Consider the following 17,096-nt stretch of genomic DNA (forward strand, 5'->3'; position numbering starts at 1 on the left):
TTTCAGTCGGCGAGCCAGCTGCGCACGTGCCGGCGCAGGAAGGCAAGGTCTTCGGGGATGTCGCGGGGTGAGCCGGCCCGGTGTCCCCACACACTCGGGATCTCGGCCAGTTCCGCCTTGCGCAGGGCGGCCAGCTCCAGCTGGTTGTCGGCCGTCCGGAAGTACAGATCGGTTGCCGAGGGCACCAGAAGGACGCGGGCCGTGATCGCCGCCAGCGCGGCGTCCAGGTCACCGCCGTACGGCGTGCTGATGTCGGCCGCGAGCCAGGTGAGGGCCTGGGCGTACTGATCGGCCGCGCGTCCCTCCGCGAACTTGTCGACCCAGTCGGCCTGCAGGAATGTCTCCAGATCGGTGAACCCGAGCGACTCGAACAGCCGGGCGCGGTAGAAGTCCTGACTGAGCCCCCAGCCGGCGTACACGTGCGCGAAGGCCTTCTTCGCCGCGACCGGCTCGGCGCTGAACCGTCCGCCGCCGAGGTGCTGCGGCGCGGCCTCCAGGATGCGCAGCAGCCCGGACAGGAACACCTGGTTGTGCAGAGAGGTCCGGGCACTGCCGCACACCACGACTGCCCGTTCGACGAAGTCCGGGTACAGCGCCGCCCAGTGATAGGCCTGCCCCGCGCCCATCGAGAACCCGTACGCCGCCTGCAGCCCGGCGATCCCGAACTCCTCGGTGAGCAACCGGTACTGCGCCCGCACGTTGTCGGCCATCGTCACCAGCGCCGGGTACTCCGGGTCGGTGGACGGGCTCGACGACAACCCGTTGCCGAACATGTCCGGGACGACCACGAACCAGCGCTCCGGATCGAGTACGCCGTCCGGTCCGATCAGCCACTCCTGCGACTCGTGCGTCGCGCCGTAGCTGCACGGGTAGACGATCACGTTGTCCCGGGCGGGCGCCGGCGTGCCGTACGTACGCCAGGACAGCCGGGCGTCGCGGATCACGCCGCCGCGTTCCACCGGCAGGTCCCCGAGCGCGAACACGCCGGTGTCCACCGGCCATCCCGTCACGCCAGGACTCCGGTCGGCAGTACGGCGTGCACACCCCAGGTCTGGTTCGCGACCTGGGTGATCCTCAGGTCGACAGCGGTGCTGGCCAGGGCCAGCGCGGTGCTCTTGTCCACGTCGAGGATCACCTCCAGCCAGCACACCATCGCGTCCAGCGCGTCGCCCATCGCGACGTCGAGGTCGGGGTCGAAGCCGAACGTGATCCGTCCCACCGGGGTGACCGCATGGATCGAGCGCAGCGGCGGTTCCTCGCGGACCAGGTCGACCGTCAGCGTGGTCGTCATCGGGCACTCGATCGCGGTCCCGCCGACCTCGCCGTCGCCCTGGGCCGCGTGCCCGTCGCCGAGGCTGAGCATCGCCTCGGCGACGGCGACCGGCAGGTAGAGCGTCGATCCGGCGACCAGCTCCCTGCAGTCGATGTTCCCGCCGCCGACCGCGCGCGGCGGGATGGTCGAGTACTCGCCGGTCGCCTGCGGCGCGACGCCGATCACGCCGAGGAACGGCGCCAGCGCCCGGGTGAACCCGCCGTTGCAGGTGCCCGTCCCGGCCTCGGCGTCGAGGTCCCACAGCAGCCACGCCGGCGGCTGCCCGGTGATGCCGAGCCGTTCGGTGATCGGCGACTTGAGCGCACCGGCGACGGTCCATCCCCACGGATCGGGCGTCAGCGAGACGAGCCGCACTGCCAGCAGATCGCCGGGCTCGGCGCCCCGGACCGCGATCGGGCCGGTCAGGCAGTGCCCGCGCGACTGCGTGAACATGGTCGGCTGCTTCTCCCCCGGCGTCGTCTGCGGCTCGAGGTAGCCGGACGCGTCGAGGGACCGTACGACGAGCGTGTCGCCCGGATCGACGGTGAGCACGGGGTCGCGTTCGGCGGTGAACACGTCGACCGTCGTACCGGGGGCGGGATCGAGCCTGTGGTGGGTGGTGTCCTGGATGGTCATCCGTTACCTCGCCGGGGTCAGGAGTTCGGTGGTCAGGGGGTGGTGGCAGGCCACCGCGTGCAGTCCTTCACCGGCGGTCAGAGCCGGTGCCTCCACTGCACAGCGCTCGGTGGCCAACGGGCAACGGGTCCGGAAATGGCAACCGCTGGGCGGATCGATCGCGGACGGCAGCTCGCCCCCGAGCCCGACCGACTTCTCCGGTCCGTCACCGGTCCGCGCGGCCGGCGGCAGCGGGATCGCCTTGATCAGGCCGGCGGTGTACGGGTGCCGGGGTGCGCCGTACACCTGCTCGCTCGCTCCGAGCTCGACCAGCCGGCCCAAGTACATCACGCCGATCCGGTCGGCCAGGTACTTCAGCAGCGACAGGTCGTGCGAGATCACTACGTACGTCTGGCCGTACCGGTCCTGCAGCGAGCGCATCAGGTTCAGCATCTGCGCCTGGACCGAGACGTCGAGCGCGGAGACCGGTTCGTCGGCCACGATCACCTTCGGGCGCAGGGCCAGCGCGCGGGCCATCGCGATCCGTTGCCGCTGTCCACCGGAGAACTCGTGCGGGTAGCGCTGCGCGGCTTCGGGCGGCAGGCCGACCGCGTCCAGCAGTTCGCGGACGGTGTCGCGCCGTTCGCGCCGCGTGCCGACGCCCTGGGCGACCAGCGGTTCCTCGATCAGCGCGGCCACCGTCATCCGCGGGTCCAGGGCGGCCGCGGAGTCCTGGAACATCATCTGCAGGTCCCGCCGGCGACGGCGCCGTACCGCCGGGCTCTGGGCGGCCAGGTCACGGCCGTCGAAGGTGACCCAGCCGCTGCTCGGGCGCTCCAGCCCGACCAGCATCCGCCCGATCGTGGTCTTGCCGCAGCCCGACTCCCCCACGATGCCGAGCGTCTCACCGGCGGCGATCGACAGCGTCACTCCGGACACCGCGTGCACCGCCCGGCGCGGCCCGAACGGCCGCTGCGCCTTGAGCCCGAAGCGTTTGTGCACGTCGACCAGCTGAACCAGCGTCTCGCTTTCCCGCGGCTCGTCTCCGGCTCCCGTACGCCGTACCAACGGCTCGGACCGCACCGCCGGCTCGGTGGCCGGATGGAAACACGCGTGCAGGTGATCGTCGCCCGGTCCGACCGTCACCAGCGCCGGGTCGGTACGGCGGCAGTCGTCCTGGGCGAACGCGCAGCGCGGCGCGAACCTGCACTGCGGCGCGAGGTCCAGGAGCTTGGGCGGGGCGCCGGGAATCGTGGCCAGTTCGGCGCCCCGGTCCAGCTCCAGAGTCGGCATCGCCGCGAGCAGCGCCTTCGTGTAGCGGTGCCTGGGCGCCTCGAACAGTTCCTGGACACCGGCCTGCTCGACCATCCGGCCGCCGTACATCACCGCGACCCGGTCGGCGTACTCGGCGATGACGCCCATGTCGTGGGTGACCAGCAGCACGCCCATCGACAGCTGCGACTTCAGGTCGTCGATCAGGGTCAGGATCTGGGCCTGGATCGAGACGTCCAGCGCGGTCGTCGGTTCGTCGGCGATCAGCAGTTTCGGCTCGCACATCAGGCCGAGCGCGATCATCACCCGCTGGCGCATGCCACCGGACAGTTGGTGCGGGTAGTCGTGCAGCCGCTCCCGCGGGCGCGGCATGCCGACCAGCCCGAGTACGTCGGTGGCGCGAGCGGTGGCGGCCGTCCGGCTCCCGCCGACATGGATCCGGTACGCCTCGCGCAACTGGCTGCCGATCGTGCGCACCGGGTTCAGCGAGGTCATCGGGTCCTGGAAGATCATCGCCATCCGGCTGCCGCGCAACCGGCGCATGGCGGGTTCGTCCAGACCGGTCAGCTCCTCGCCGTCCAGGCGGACCGATCCACCGGTGATCGCGCCGCCGGGCGGCAGCAGGCGCAGGATCGACAGGCCGGTCAGCGTCTTGCCGCAGCCCGACTCGCCGACCAGGCCGAGGGTCTGCCCCGCCTCGACGGAGAAACTTACTCCGTCGACCGGGCGGATCCGGCCCTGCCGGGTGTCGATCTCGGTGCGTAGGCCGGTGACTTCGAGCAGGCTCATGCGTCGTCCCCTCCGTCGCCGGTGGCGGACCGCCGGGCGGCGGCCAGCCGGAAGAGGCGGCCGAATCGGACGCCCTCGCGCGGGTCGAGCACCCGCATCAGGTGGTCGCCGGCGAAGTTGGCCAGCAGGATCGTGGCCATGATCGCCAAGCCGGGAAAGGTGGACAGCCACCAGGCGTCGGCGAGGTTCGTCGCGCCCGCGGCGAGATCGCTGCCCCAGTCGGGTGCCGGCAACCGGACGCCCAGTCCGAGGAAGCTCAGCGTCGTCGCCGTCAGCACTCCCCAGCCGATCGCGCTGCTGCCCAGGACGACGACCTCGGTGAGCAGGTTGGGGATCAGGTGCCGCCAGGACGTGCGCAGGGTCGTCGAGCCGAAGACCCGCGCGGCTTCGACGTACTCCGCCCTGCGCAACCGGCGGACCGAGGACTCCACCACGCGGGCGAAGCCGGGCGTGAAGGCGATGCCGATCGCGAGCACGATGCTGCGTACTCCGGAGCCGGCGGTCGCGATCAGGATCAGCGCGATCAGCAGCACCGGCAGGGCGAGGAACACGTCGACCAGCCGCATCACCAGCGCGTTGACCAGGCGCGGAGCCACTCCACCCAGGACGCCGATGGCGACACCGGCCGCCGTGGCGACCAGTACGCCGAGCAGGCTGGCCAGGAGCACCGGCCGGGCGCCGTACACGGTGCGGCTGAACACGTCGCGGCCGAGCAGGTCGGTACCGAAGAGGTGACTGCCACTGGGGCCCTGCAGGTTGGCGTCGCTGGTGGCGATCGGGCTGACGTGGGCCAGCAGGCCCGGCGCGACCAGGAGCACGACCAGCAGGAGGACCGCGACGGCCAGCGCCGTCCGGCCGATTGTTGCCTTCAGCCCCTTGATGCCGGCCGGCTTGGGCGTGCGCCGGGCGGCCACGCCGAGGGTCAACGGATCGGTGGTCATCCGCGGGCCTCCTGCCGGGTGCGGGGGTCGATGGCGCCGACGAGCAGGTCGACCCCGAGATTGATCAGCACGTACGCGAGGCCGATCACCACGACCGCGCCCTGCACAACCGGGATGTTCTTGCCGGTGATCGAGGTGGCGAGGAAGCTGCCGAGCCCTGCGCGGCCGAAGATCACCTCGGTGATCGCGGCCCCGGTCAGGATGTTGCCGAACTGCAGACCGATGGTGGTCACCGCCGGCACCGCCGAGTTGCGCAGCACCTGCCGCAGCAACACCCGTACATCGCCGCTGCCGCGAGCCCGGGCCGCCTTCACGTAGTCGCTGCGCAGCTCCTCGATCACCCGGCCGCGGACCAGCCGGGTCAGGATCGCGGCGTAGCCCCAGCCCAGCGACACGGCCGGCAGCACGAGGCTTCGCGCCGTACCGTCGTCGATCGCGGAGAACCACTGGAGCTTCACGCTGAACACCAGGACGAGCAGCAGGGCCAGGAAGAAGTACGGCACCGCGACACCGGCGAAGGAGATCCAGCGAGCCAGCGTGTCGAGCACCGAGCCGGGCCGCATGCCCGCGACCAGGCCGAGCGGGACCCCGATCAGGATCGCCACCAGCATCGACGCCGCCGTCAGGACCAGCGTGCTCGGTGCCCGGGAGAGCAGCTCGAAAGCGACCGAGTTCTGGGTCAGGAACGACGTCCCGAGGTTGCCGTGCAGCAGCTGGCCGGCGAAGTCGGCGTACTGGCGCCAGAGCGGGAGGTCGAGGCCGAGCTGCTGACGCAGGGTCGCGATCTGCTCGGGTGAGGCGTTCGCGCCGTACAGGATCACCTTGGCGGGATCGCCCGGTACGACGTGCACCAAGATGAACGCGATCGCGGTGATGCCCAGCACCACCGGCACCGCGGCGCCGAGCCGGCGCAGGACGAACAGCGTCATCAGCCGACGGTGGCGCTGTGGAACGCCAGGTAGCCGTTGAGGGTCTGGTGCAGGTTCTTCACCTTCGGCGACAGCGTGAAGGCGCCGGCGACGTCCCACAGCGGCAGGAACATCGCGTCCTGCATCAGCTTGGTGCCGACCTGCTGGTACAGCCGGTCACGGGTCGCGTCGGCGGCGGTGGCGTTGGCCGTCGCGATCATCTTGTCGACCGCCGGGTTGTTGTAGTGGGACCAGTTGAAGCCGGACTCGATCGCGGCGGAGTTGACCCAGATGTTGAGCAGGTACGGGTCGGCGCCGTAGTAGCCGAACGAGCCGAGGTTGTGGACGCCGGAGTTGAAGCTCGCCTGCGCGGTGGCGAACGGTTGCACGGACGTAGTCGCGTTGAAGCCGACCTTCTGCAGCTCCGAGACGACGAACTGGGTCGGCAGCTCGAGGCCTCCCCCGCTGAAGAGGATGATGTTCAGGTCGAGCTTCTGCCCGTTCTTGGTCCGGGTGCCGCCGTCGCCGACCGACCAGCCGGCGCGGTCGAGCAGCGCCGCGGCCTTGTCCGGGTCGTAGGTGTGGATCTTGCTCGCCGCATCGCTGTAGCCGGGGGTGATCGGGGTCAGCACGTTGTGGGCCGGTTTGTAGACGTCGTACAGGACGCTCTTGACCATCGCGTCCTGGTCGACCGCGGCCAGGATCGCCTGCCGGACCAGTGGGTCGTCGGTCGGCGGCTTGGCCACGTTGATCGGCATGCCGAGCGGCGTACCGATCGAGGGCACCAGCAGCTGCTGGTACTTGCCGGACTTCTGCGCGGCGGAGATGTTGTTCGGCGGCAGGTTCATCGCGATCTGCAGCTGACCGCTCTGCAGCGCGTTGTACCGGCCGCTGTCGTCGGTGACGATCCGGAAGATCAGCTTGTCCAGCTTGGCCGGGCCGTCGCCGAGCGCCTTCGGGCCCCAGGTGTACTTCGGGTTCTTCAGCAGCGTGAGCTGACTGCCGGTCTGGTAGCTGTCGAAGGTGAACGGACCGGTTCCGACCGGGTTGTTGCCGAAGCCGGTCGGCCCGTACTTGGTCAGCGCGGCCGGCGACGAGATCCCGAAGTTGCCGGCCGCCTGCTGGTGCAGGAACGACGCGTTCGGCGCGCTGAACACGATCTGCGCGGTGTAGTCGTCGATGACCTTCGTCTCGCGGTACGGGCCGAGCGCTCCCAGCCCACTCTTGGACTTCGTCCGCGGGTCGACGACGTGGTCATACGTCGCCTTGACCGCGGCGGCGTTGAACGGGGTGCCGTCGTGGAACGTCACGCCCTTGCGCAACTTGAAGGTGTAGATCGAGGCGTCCGGCGAGATCGTCCAGGACTCGGCCAGGCCGGGATGGAAGGCGCTGCCGCCCTTGCCGTCGGGCAGCCAGTAGACAAGCGGGTCGAACAGGGCGAACGAGATCAGCAGGGTGAGCGCCAGACCGGTCGCACCCGGGTCGAGAGTGTCGGGCGTGGCGTTGATGCCCATCGTCAGCGTGCCGCCACCAGCGGACACCGCGGCGGAAGTGGTCGCGTTGTCGGCGCTGCAGGCCGACAGCACCGGGGCGAGGCCGATGCCGGCGGCCAGGCCGCCGCTCAGCCCCAGCAGCCGGCGGCGGGACAACGGGCGGCGAGCGGCAGTACCGAAGGCCGCGGTGGTGGAGCGACGGGGGTGGTGGTCCATGTGAGGTGCTCCTCGGGGACGAGCAGGCAGAAGCTGTTCCGTATGTTGTATACGGAGTTTGCTACGTCCGTGTTTCCGGTCCGGCACAGGCGAATTTCGTATCAGGCCGTGGAGTGGTCGCCACGCAGCCCCAGATCCGTTGAAAACAAGGCGTTGAGGCGCGGCTGAGCGGTCGAATCTCAGGCTGGGAACAACTCAGGCCGCAGAATCAGCGGCTAAGGGGCCGGGGTTGCCGAGATGCTCCCGTATACAGTTGGAGCAGTGCGCGGCCTATCCGGCGGAGTCGAGCCGCGGGCGCAGCGAGCTGCGGACATTCAGCACGTGGTGGCGGGCGGCCGCCTCGGCGAGGTCGGCGTCACCGGCCTCGATCGCCTCGATCAGCCCGTGGTGCTCCGTCCAGGCGCCCGGGTTCTGCAGCGGCGCGCTCTGCCTCAGCAACCACTGGCCGCGTTTCACCATCGGGATCGCGATCGCGATCAGGTAGTCGTTCCGCGTCATCTCGAAGATGAGCGAGTGCAACTCGGTGTGCAGGGTCGACAGTGTGTCGAGGTCCTGGTCCGCGCCGGACGCGCGCACCAGGGCCAGGATCTCCCAGGCCCGTTGCAGCATAGCCGTTTGCGGCTCCTCGACCGAGGCGGCCAGCCGGGCTCCGAGCGGCTCGAGGGCGAGCCGGACGTGGAACAGGTCGTCGGCCTGGCGAGCCGACAGCTTGGCCACGAACGCCCCGCGCCGCGACACCACGTCGAGGAAGCCTTCGGCCTCCAGGACCCGCATCGCCTCCCGGATCGGGTTCCGCGACACTCCCAGTTGCTGGGCCAGGCGGTCCTCGACGAGGCGCTCACCGGGCCGCAGCGAACCGTCCAGAATCAGCCGGCGCAGCTCCGCCGCGACCACGTCGCGCAGTGGCAGATGGCCGTCGCCGACAAGAACCGGGTGGGAGGTCACCGGTGAACTGTATACGAAGCATTGGCCTCAGCCCGAGCCGATGCGTTCTGCGAGGCAGCGACATTCGGCGGGTGCCGAGATCGTCCAGTGCGCCCACGCGGTCCTGCGCGCCGCCCTCGGCTAGCCCCCGGCAAAGCTCGCCTTCGCGGCGTCCAGGGCCTCCTGCCCGACGTCGCGAAGGTGAGTAGCCACCGACCAGCGGATGCCGAACGGATCCCTGAAGGTGGCCGAGCGCGCGCCGAAGAACGTGTCCGCGACCGGCTTCTCGATCACCGCGCCGGCCTGCTCGGCGGCCGCGACGGTAGCGTCCACATCCGGCACATACAGATTCAGCGCATAGGTCGGGGCGCTGTCGGTGGCCGGCGCTTCGACACCGGCTTCGGGGTAGCTGTCGGACAGCATGAAGGCGGTGCCGTCGATCTCCAACTCGGCATGCCCGATCCGCCCGTCCGCGCCGACGAACGGCGCCTCGGTCGGCCGCGCACCGAACACCTCGCCGTACCAGTCGATCGCCTTCGCAGCATCGCGACAACACAAGTACGGCGTCAGCACACGCCCATGCGGCGGCAGGTAGCTCATGGCCGACATCCTGTACCAGCCGGCCTGCCCAAGACCACGGCTCAGGACGCGAGAATCACCGGGAACGCCTGCAGCACCGACGCGACGTGATGCGTGGGCACCCGATCCGGCGTGGCGGCCGCCGGATGGTGGTTGCCGATCAGGATCGTGGACAGTCCGGCCGCGATCCCGCCGGCGATGTCGTATGCGGGGTGATCCCCCACCATCCAGCCATCGACGAGCGTCGCGCCGGTCTGGGCGGCGGTGATCTTGAAGATCCGCGGATCGGGCTTCCGCACCCCGACCGCCTCGGAGATGCAGCAGTAGTCCACGGCCGCGCCGATACCGGTCCGCTCCAGCTTGATCGATTGCTGCACGACGCCGCCGTTGGTGATCACGGCCACGCGCCATCCCGCAGTACGGAGCGACAGCAGCCCCGGCACCACGGCGGGGTCGATCGAGGCGAAGACCGGGTACTCGCGGTCGTACGCCTCGACCAGCGCGGCGACGTCGGCGTCGAGTCCGAAGCGTTCCTTCACGCTCGCGAACAGTTCTTCGCGCGGGCGGTACCCGCCACCGTCGTGCTCGTGCAGCCAGTCCACCGCTTCGGGCCCGAGACCTTCGCGCTGCACCCACCAATCGACCCAGTCGCGGAAGGCCCGATCCCGATCGATCAGCGTGTTGTCGAGGTCGAAGCAGGCGAGGCGGGGCACGGGCTCAGGGTTTCACAGTCGGTTTCGGGAGTAGCAGGGAGAGTAGTGCGGCGACGGCGGTGAAGGCGGTGGCCCACCAGAAGGCTGTGCCGTAGGCGTCCGAGAGGTTGGCGGAGGTGGTGGCAGCAGTGGTGAGGATGACGGCCAGTACGGCGGTACCGAACGAGCCGCCGACTTGCTGGGCGATCCGGGTGATGATGCTGGCGTCCGGCATCTCGTCGTGGTCGAGGCCGACGTACGCGCCGGTCATCAGCGGGATGACGACTGCTCCCAGGCCGAGGCCGCGGACGAGCAGCACCGCCATCAGGTACCAGGTGTTCGTACCTTCCGACGCGAAGGCGAACGGGACGGTCGCGATCGTCATCACCGCGAACCCGGTGACCGCGACCCAGCGACCGCCGATCTTGTCGGTCAGCCGGCCGGCCATCGAGCGGGAGGCCAGCGCGCCGATCCCCTGCGGCACCAGGAGAAGGCCGGCCCCCAACGCGTCCTCGCCGCGGATCTGTTGCCAATACAGCGGGAGGAGCAGCATCGCGCCGTACAGGGCGATGCCGGTCAGGAACAGCAGGGCGGTCGAGACGGCGAGCGCGCGATGGCGGAAGAGTTGCAGGTCGATGAGAGCCTGCTCGCCACGCCGTACCGCCCACCACCAGAACGCCCCCAGCAGAACAAGCCCGCCGACCATCGGCACCAGTACTTCGGAATGGCCGAAGCCACCGCTCTTGCCGACCCTGCTGAGGCCATAGATCACGCCGACCACGCCGGGCGAGACCAGCAACAACCCGACGACGTCCAACCGCACTCGCCGACCCGGTTCACCCGCGGGGAACAGCCGCACGGCGAGCAACAGACCGGCGATGCCTAGCGGGAGGTTGACCAGGAACATCCAGTGCCAGCTGACGTAGTGGAGGATGATGCCGCCGACCACCGGGCCGAGGATCGGGCCGACCGCGGCGGGCAGGCTGACGGCTGCCATCAAGCGCCCGAGGTTCCGGCCCTTCGCCGCCTGCATCAGGATCGTGGTCATCAGCGGCAGCATCACGCCGCCGCCGATGCCTTGCAGGGCCCGGAACGCGATCAGGCTCGGCGCGTCCCAGGCCAGCGCGCACAGCAGCGAGCCGAAGGTGAAGACGCCCAGCGCGATCAGCCACAGCCGTTTGCTGCCCAGGCGGCTTTGCGCCCAGCCGGTGATCGGCATCGTGACGAACATCGCGATCAGGTACGCCGTACTGACCCACTGCAGGGTCGACACCGACGCGCCGAGCGCGGTACCGAGATCGTGCAGCCCGACGCTGACGATCGTCGTGTCGAGGATGACCGCCATCACGCCCGTGACGATGGCGATCGCCAGCTTCTTGAGCTGTGGATCGATGCCGGTGGTGGTGGCGACCTGTTCGGACACTGGGACTCCCATTAGATACGCGGGTGTTTCTTATCGCAACGGTAGGGCGATCGGATAAGATACGCAAGTGGATCTTGAGAGCGAGCCCGTCCGCCGACGCCGCGGCCCCGAACTCGAGGACGCCCTGCTGGCCGCGGCCTGGGACGAGCTCCTCGAGACCGGGTACGCCGCGCTGACCATCGACGCCGTGGCGCACCGGGCGGGCACCAGCCGGCCGGTCATCTACCGCCGCTGGCCGACGAAGGCCGAACTGGTCCGCGCCGCTGTCGACCACCGGATGCTGCGCGACCTCCCGCTCCCGCCCGACACCGGTTCGCTGCGCACCGACCTGATCGAGCTGATGCATTTCGCCAACCAGCACCGGGCAGGCTTCACGGTGCTGCTCACGTACTACCTCGGCCCGTACTTCCAGGAGACCGGCACCAGCCCCGCCGATCTGCGCGAGAACGCCTTCCAGCACAGGGCGACCGGCACCGACGTGATCCTGGACCGCGCCGCCGCGCGTGGCGAACTGGACCCCTCCCGCCTCACTCCCCGGATCCGATCCCTACCCTTCGATCTCTACCGCCACGAATCCCTGATGACCCTCAAACCGGTCCCGGACGATGTGATCGTGGAGATCGTGGACGAGATCTTCCTTCCCCTCGTCCGGTCCCTCGAGCGAGAAAGATCCCGATGACTCCCACCTGGAAGCCTGATGTTCTCGGCGACGACTACCAGCAGCACACCATCGCCCTCGGGGTGGACCCGGACGGCGAGGGCGAGGTCGAAGCGACCCTAATCCGACGGACCGCGACAGCCGACCCCAACCGCGTGGTGCTCTACGTCCACGGCTTCGCCGACTACTTCTTCCAGACCGAGCTGGCCGACTTCTTCACCGATCGGGGCGCGGCCTTCTACGCCCTCGACCTCCGCAAGTGCGGCCGGGCGCGCCGCCCCGGACAGATCGCCCACTACGTCTCCGACCTCGCCCTGTACGACGCTGAGCTCGACCAAAGCATCGAGCTCGTCACCAAGGAGCATCCCGGGCTGCCGATCACCGTCGTCGCCCACTCGACCGGTGGACTGATCGTCCCGCTCTGGCTGGACCGCCGACGCCGCAACGGCCGACCGGCCCCCGTCGACTCAGTGGTACTCAACAGCCCTTGGCTCGACCAGCAAGGCAGTGCCATGCTCCGCGGCCCGATCACCTGGGCTCTCGTTCCGCTCGCGCGCGTCATCCCGAAGCGGGTACTGCCGGCTCCCGTCGGCGGCGTCTACGGAAACTCCATCCACGTCTCCGGCACCGGCGAGTGGGACTTCGACACCGTCCTCAAACCGCTGCTCGGTTTCCCCGTCACGGTCGGCTGGCTCAACGCCGTACGCCGAGGCCACCGCAAAGTCCACCAAGGCCTCGACTCCGGAGTGCCCACCCTGGTCCTCCACTCCGACAAGACCCACTTCGCCAAGTCGTACACCGAAGCCTCGGACCAGGCCGACCTGGTCCTGGACGTCAAACAGATCGCCCGCTGGGCCCCCCACCTAGGCCCCCAGACAACAGTCGTCGTCATCCCCAACACCCGCCACGACGTCTTCCTCAGCCAGGCCGAGGCCAGAGCAGCGGCGTACGGCGCCGTCACCACCTGGCTAGACGCCGCACAGCACTCCGAAGAAAACGCCTAGGCGTCGATGCGGTTTTCGTCCAGTTCGTAGGCGCCCTGGACGATGAACTCCTTGCGGGGGGCTACGTCGTTGCCCATCAGGAGGTCGAAGACTCCGGCTGCTGCTTCGCCGTCGTCTACGGTGATGCGGCGCAGGGTGCGGTGGCGGGGGTCCATGGTGGTTTCCGCGAGCTGGTCGGCGTCCATCTCACCGAGACCCTTGTAGCGCTGCGGGGGCTCTTTCCACTTGACGCCCTTCTTCATCAGCTCGGCCGACTTCCGCTGGTACTCCGCGTCGGAGTACGTGTAGATGTACTTGTCCTGCCCCTTCTTCGGGTTGGTCAGCTCGAAGCGGTGCAGCGGCGGTACGGCGGTGTAGACCCGGCCCGCGTCGACCAGCGGGCGCATGTAGCGGAAGAACAGCGTGGCCAGCAGGCAGCGGATGTGCGCGCCGTCGGAGTCGGCGTCGGCCATGAAGATGATCTTGCCGTAGCGCGCCTGCTCCAGGTCGAAGGTGCGGCCCGAGCCGGCGCCGACCACCTGGATGATCGAGGCGCACTCGGTGTTCTTCAGCATGTCGCCGACCGACGCCTTCTGCACGTTCAGGATCTTGCCCCGGATCGGCAGCAGCGCCTGGAACTCCGAGCTCCGGGCCAGCTTCGCCGTCCCGAGCGCTGAATCACCCTCGACGATGAACAGCTCGGACCGGTCCACGTCGTTGCTGCGGCAGTCGGCCAGCTTGGCGGGCAGTGCCGACGACTCCAGCGCCGTCTTGCGCCGCTGCAGCTCGCGGTGCTGGCGGGCCGCGACCCGGGTCCGGGAGGCCGCGACGACCTTCTCCATCACCGCGCGGGCCTGCGCCTTCGCCGCGCCCTTGGTCGACCCGAGGAACGCCTCCAGCTCCTTCTGCACCACGTTCGCGACGATCCGCGAAGCGGCCGGAGTACCGAGTACTTCCTTGGTCTGGCCGTCGAACTGCGGCTCGGACAGTCGGACGGTGACCACCGACGTCATGCCCTCGAGCACGTCGTCCTTGATCAGCTCCTCGCCGCTCTTCAGCAGCCGGGTGCCGGTCAGCGCCTTGGTGAAGACCTTCGGCAGCGCCCGCTCGAAGCCGGCCACGTGGGTGCCGCCCTTCGGCGTCGCCACGATGTTCACGAACGACCGCAGCTCGGTCTCGTAGCCGTCGCCCCAGCGGACCGCGATGTCGACCTCGAGGTCGCGCTCGACGTCGGTCGGCGTCATGTGGCCGGCGTCGTCGAGCATCGGCACGGTCTCGGTGAAGTGGCCGGTACCGGTCAGCCGGACCACCTCGGTGACCGGCTGGTCGGTGGCCAGGAACTCGCAGAACTCGCTGATCCCGCCCTCGTGCTTGAACGACTCCTCGGTCGGCTCGTCGGTGCGCTCGTCGCGGACGACCAGCTCGAGCCCCGGCACCAGGAACGACGTCTGCCGCGCCCGGGTGACCAGCTCGTCGTAGTTGAAGGTCGCGTCCTTGGTGAAGATCTGCCGGTCCGCCCAGTACCGGATCCGGGTGCCGACCGAACCCCGCTTGGCGCGGCCCTTCTTGCGCAGGCCGACCGCCGGGGTGAAGCCCGCGTTCGCGCCCTCGCCGTCGAACTCGCCGGCGACGCCGCGCCGGAACGAGGTCGTCCAGGTCACCCCACCGCGGTCGACCTCGACGTCGAGCCGCGCGGACAGCGCGTTCACGACGGAGGCGCCGACCCCGTGCAGACCACCGGAGGCGTTGTACGACCCGCCGCCGAACTTGCCGCCGGCGTGCAGCTTGGTGAAGACCACCTCGACGCCGCTGAGCTGCGTCTTCGGCTCGATGTCGACCGGGATGCCGCGGGCCTTGTCGCGGACCTCGACCGAGCCGTCGTTGTGCAGCACGACGTCGATCCGCTCGCCGTGACCGGCCAGCGCCTCGTCGACGGCGTTGTCGATGATCTCCCACAGGCAGTGCATCAGGCCGCGACTGTCGGTCGAGCCGATGTACATCCCCGGCCGTTTGCGGACCGCCTCCAGGCCTTCGAGCACCAGCAGGTTGCGGGCGTTGTACGTCGGGTCGAGCTCGGTACTGCGAGGTGTCGGGGCGGCCACAGGGCTCCTTCTCTGGTTCACAAGCAGAACAGCGGGCGCGGCCCGGGAGCCGTCGCACGGGAACAGCCTACGCAGCCGCGCCCCCAAAATCCGGGAGGGCCACCTTGTGGCGGCCGGTGTATCGGGCAAGCGGCGTGGGTACTGACCCAGCACCAGATACGGTGGGCACAGAAAGGTGTGACAGCAGATATCGATCCGGACTCGATCGACGTGTTTTACGACACTCCGCTCATGCGCACGCAGTGACGAGGTTGTAGCGCACAGTGAAAGAAGACACGCCCGACACCCGTTGGAAACAGCAGATCACCCGAATCCGAAACGATTCCCCGTCAATATGCGTCATAAGGGAACAGGTGGTTCGTCTCACATTCGGACACGCTGGCCCTACCGGGAAGCGAACCGCATGTCAGGATGTTGCTATCTGGTGAGTACGGAACTAGATGAGATGAGGCCTCAAGTGACTACAGCACTCGCCCCGAGTTCGACCCTGTCGGCTGCGGACCGTTGTGACCGCTGCGGCGCGCAGGCCTACGTTCGCGTGACCCTGACCTCCGGTGGGGAGCTACTTTTCTGCGCCCACCACGGACGTGAGCACGCGGACAAGCTGCGCAACATCGCGATCACCATCCACGACGAGACGGGCAAGCTCGAAGACGCCAAGCCCGCCGAGTCGGTCCCTGCGGAGGGCGACCGGTAACCCGGCCTCGCGGCGCCAACGAGGGCGCTCCCAACGACTGATCTTCGATGGCGGTCACCCGGACAGGGTGGCCGCCATCCGTCATCTCAAACAACCTCCGGTACTACGTCAGCCGGCCCGTGACGCCTGAGCTCGCGCCAAGCCGAGGTCAGCCGATCAACTGCCTCCGCCATCACCTCGGCGGAGTAGCTGAACGGCACCCGCAGGTGGTCGTCGTGCTCCCCCGTCGGATCCATCGCCCGGCCCGCCACCACCTCGACCCCGTGCCTCAGCGCGACCTGGGCAAAGATCCGCGCGTCGGTATCCGGCAACCTGATCCACAATGCGGACCCGCCGACGGGTTCTTCCCATTGCCATTCCGGTGGGCGTTTTGTCAGCAACTGACTCATCAGCCGCTTTCGCGTCGTCGCCATTGCCGCCCGGGCCGCGGTGAGTTCGGTGAGTCTGGGCAACAATCGCGCGGTCAGCGCCTGTTCGATCACCGGACTGCCGAGATCGGCAAGCGCTTTGTGTCTGGCCAGACGTTCGGCGGGCCTCGACAACTACCACGCCATGCCGGGCCGCCAGCTCGGCGACCTGGCGACGCCGGGCCGATGACATCAATCGACCGGTCGGGTTGTGGAAGGTCGGCATCACGAACAACATCGCCGGCTGATGTTCGGAGAACGCCGCCGCCAGCAGATCGGGCCGTACGCCGGCATCGTCCAGCGGTACGCCGACCACCCGACCGCCCGCGGCCGCGAACAGGTCGAAGCAGCCCGGCCAGCTCGGCTGCTCGATGACGACGGCGGCGCCCGTTCGCAGATACATCTGGGTGACCAAGGCGATCGCCTGATGCGCTCCACTCGTCACCACGATCTCGTCGGGAGTGGTCGGCAGACCTGACTCCGCGAAGTGGTCCGCGATGCGCTCACGTAGTACTTGCAGACCGCGCGGGTGGTAGCCGACTCCTTGCAAGAGCAACGGGAGCTCGGTGCGCGCGAGGTCTTCCACCTCGGCCGCCAGTTCGGGGATGCCGGGGTCGACGGCGTACGTCATCGCGATCACTTCACTCGGGCCGTGCGCGATCCGGTGGAAGAGCGACTCGCCGTACCCGGTGGGCATCCGCTTGTCGGCGCGGGACCTGCCCTTGGAGGCGGCCGGCGCGACCGTCGTACCGCTGCCTCGGCGGCTCTCGACCAGTCCACGCGCGCGCAGTTCGTCGTACGCCGCGACGACCGTCGACCGACTGACCGCCAACGCCTCCGCCAGTGGACGCTCGGCCGGAAGCCGCGCACCCACCGGCAACTCGGCGGACCCGATCAACGCACCGATCGCATCGGCCAGGCGCCGGTAGAGCCCACCCGAGTGCTCGGTCAGGTGATGCCCGATCAGCGAGGCGAGAGCGGCTGGATCTCCAGAACGGTCCACTTCTCTCCCTATTGGCTCGGGTGGACTGCTGCCGATCTCGTCAGGCTAGTCGCAGGCAGTCCAATTCGAGAGTGGAGGTTGT

15 protein-coding genes are annotated in these 17,096 nt (G+C 69.1%); 3 read left to right on the top strand and 12 right to left on the bottom strand.

Annotation, left to right across the window (positions count from 1 at the left end; genetic code table 11):
• Window positions 1-2: 2 nt before the first annotated feature.
• The 10 genes from ACIA12_RS07005 to ACIA12_RS07050 all read right to left on the bottom strand — a co-directional run bounded on the left by ACIA12_RS07005 (window position 3) and on the right by ACIA12_RS07050 (window position 11,164).
• A complete protein-coding gene (locus tag ACIA12_RS07005; RefSeq protein ID WP_396365921.1) occupies window positions 3-1,010 on the bottom strand; it encodes an alpha/beta fold hydrolase in 1,008 nt (335 codons plus the stop codon).
• Window positions 1,007-1,948 (bottom strand): acetamidase/formamidase family protein, encoded by a 942-nt coding sequence (locus ACIA12_RS07010; protein WP_396365922.1) that lies wholly within the window; start codon window positions 1,946-1,948, stop codon window positions 1,007-1,009. Before ACIA12_RS07010 ends, ACIA12_RS07005 begins: the two co-directional genes overlap by 4 nt.
• 3 nt (window positions 1,949-1,951) lie before the next feature.
• Window positions 1,952-3,988: a dipeptide ABC transporter ATP-binding protein gene (locus tag ACIA12_RS07015; protein WP_396365924.1), complete on the bottom strand. Its 2,037-nt coding sequence runs from the start codon at window positions 3,986-3,988 to the stop codon at window positions 1,952-1,954.
• Entirely contained in the window at window positions 3,985-4,929 is a 945-nt protein-coding gene (locus tag ACIA12_RS07020; RefSeq protein ID WP_396365926.1) for an ABC transporter permease, read from the bottom strand. The genes ACIA12_RS07015 and ACIA12_RS07020 overlap by 4 nt, the downstream gene beginning before the upstream one ends.
• Window positions 4,926-5,858 carry an ABC transporter permease gene (locus ACIA12_RS07025; protein ID WP_396365927.1) on the bottom strand — a complete coding sequence of 311 codons (933 nt, stop codon included), beginning with the start codon at window positions 5,856-5,858 and terminating at the stop codon, window positions 4,926-4,928. Before ACIA12_RS07025 ends, ACIA12_RS07020 begins: the two co-directional genes overlap by 4 nt.
• Window positions 5,858-7,546 (bottom strand): ABC transporter substrate-binding protein, encoded by a 1,689-nt coding sequence (locus ACIA12_RS07030; protein WP_396365929.1) that lies wholly within the window; start codon window positions 7,544-7,546, stop codon window positions 5,858-5,860. The genes ACIA12_RS07025 and ACIA12_RS07030 overlap by 1 nt, the downstream gene beginning before the upstream one ends.
• 270 nt (window positions 7,547-7,816) lie before the next feature.
• Window positions 7,817-8,491 carry a GntR family transcriptional regulator gene (locus ACIA12_RS07035; RefSeq protein ID WP_396365930.1) on the bottom strand — a complete coding sequence of 225 codons (675 nt, stop codon included), beginning with the start codon at window positions 8,489-8,491 and terminating at the stop codon, window positions 7,817-7,819.
• 120 nt (window positions 8,492-8,611) lie between these two features.
• Entirely contained in the window at window positions 8,612-9,070 is a 459-nt protein-coding gene (locus ACIA12_RS07040) for a VOC family protein (protein WP_396365932.1), read from the bottom strand.
• 41 nt (window positions 9,071-9,111) lie between these two features.
• The gene (locus tag ACIA12_RS07045; RefSeq protein WP_396365933.1) at window positions 9,112-9,762 is read right to left on the bottom strand and encodes an HAD family hydrolase; all 651 of its coding nucleotides are present in this window, start codon (window positions 9,760-9,762) and stop codon (window positions 9,112-9,114) included.
• 4 nt (window positions 9,763-9,766) lie between these two features.
• Window positions 9,767-11,164, bottom strand: a complete 1,398-nt coding sequence (locus ACIA12_RS07050; RefSeq protein WP_396365935.1) for an MDR family MFS transporter — start codon at window positions 11,162-11,164, stop codon at window positions 9,767-9,769.
• 67 nt (window positions 11,165-11,231) lie between these two features.
• Here ACIA12_RS07050 and ACIA12_RS07055 point away from each other — a divergent pair, with 67 nt between their 5' ends.
• Together ACIA12_RS07055 and ACIA12_RS07060 are read left to right on the top strand one after the other, a co-directional pair.
• On the top strand, window positions 11,232-11,843 hold the full coding sequence (locus tag ACIA12_RS07055) for a TetR/AcrR family transcriptional regulator (RefSeq protein WP_396365936.1): 612 nt from the start codon (window positions 11,232-11,234) through the stop codon (window positions 11,841-11,843).
• The gene (locus ACIA12_RS07060) at window positions 11,840-12,826 is read left to right on the top strand and encodes an alpha/beta hydrolase (protein ID WP_396365938.1); all 987 of its coding nucleotides are present in this window, start codon (window positions 11,840-11,842) and stop codon (window positions 12,824-12,826) included. The genes ACIA12_RS07055 and ACIA12_RS07060 overlap by 4 nt, the downstream gene beginning before the upstream one ends.
• On the opposite strand, the gene ACIA12_RS07065 is transcribed toward ACIA12_RS07060, so the two are convergent.
• A complete protein-coding gene (locus ACIA12_RS07065) occupies window positions 12,823-14,907 on the bottom strand; it encodes a type IIA DNA topoisomerase subunit B (protein ID WP_396365940.1) in 2,085 nt (694 codons plus the stop codon). The two genes, ACIA12_RS07060 and ACIA12_RS07065, sit on opposite strands and share 4 nt — an antisense overlap.
• Before the next feature lie 445 nt (window positions 14,908-15,352).
• Here ACIA12_RS07065 and ACIA12_RS07070 point away from each other — a divergent pair, with 445 nt between their 5' ends.
• Window positions 15,353-15,604, top strand: a complete 252-nt coding sequence (locus ACIA12_RS07070) for a hypothetical protein (protein WP_328323792.1) — start codon at window positions 15,353-15,355, stop codon at window positions 15,602-15,604.
• 156 nt (window positions 15,605-15,760) lie between these two features.
• Here ACIA12_RS07070 and ACIA12_RS07075 read toward each other — a convergent pair whose 3' ends face one another.
• On the bottom strand, window positions 15,761-17,014 hold the full coding sequence (locus ACIA12_RS07075; protein WP_396365942.1) for a PLP-dependent aminotransferase family protein: 1,254 nt from the start codon (window positions 17,012-17,014) through the stop codon (window positions 15,761-15,763).
• Window positions 17,015-17,096: the final 82 nt, after the last annotated feature.

The organism is Kribbella sp. NPDC051620, assembly GCF_044453825.1.
Lineage (GTDB): Bacteria > Actinomycetota > Actinomycetes > Propionibacteriales > Kribbellaceae > Kribbella.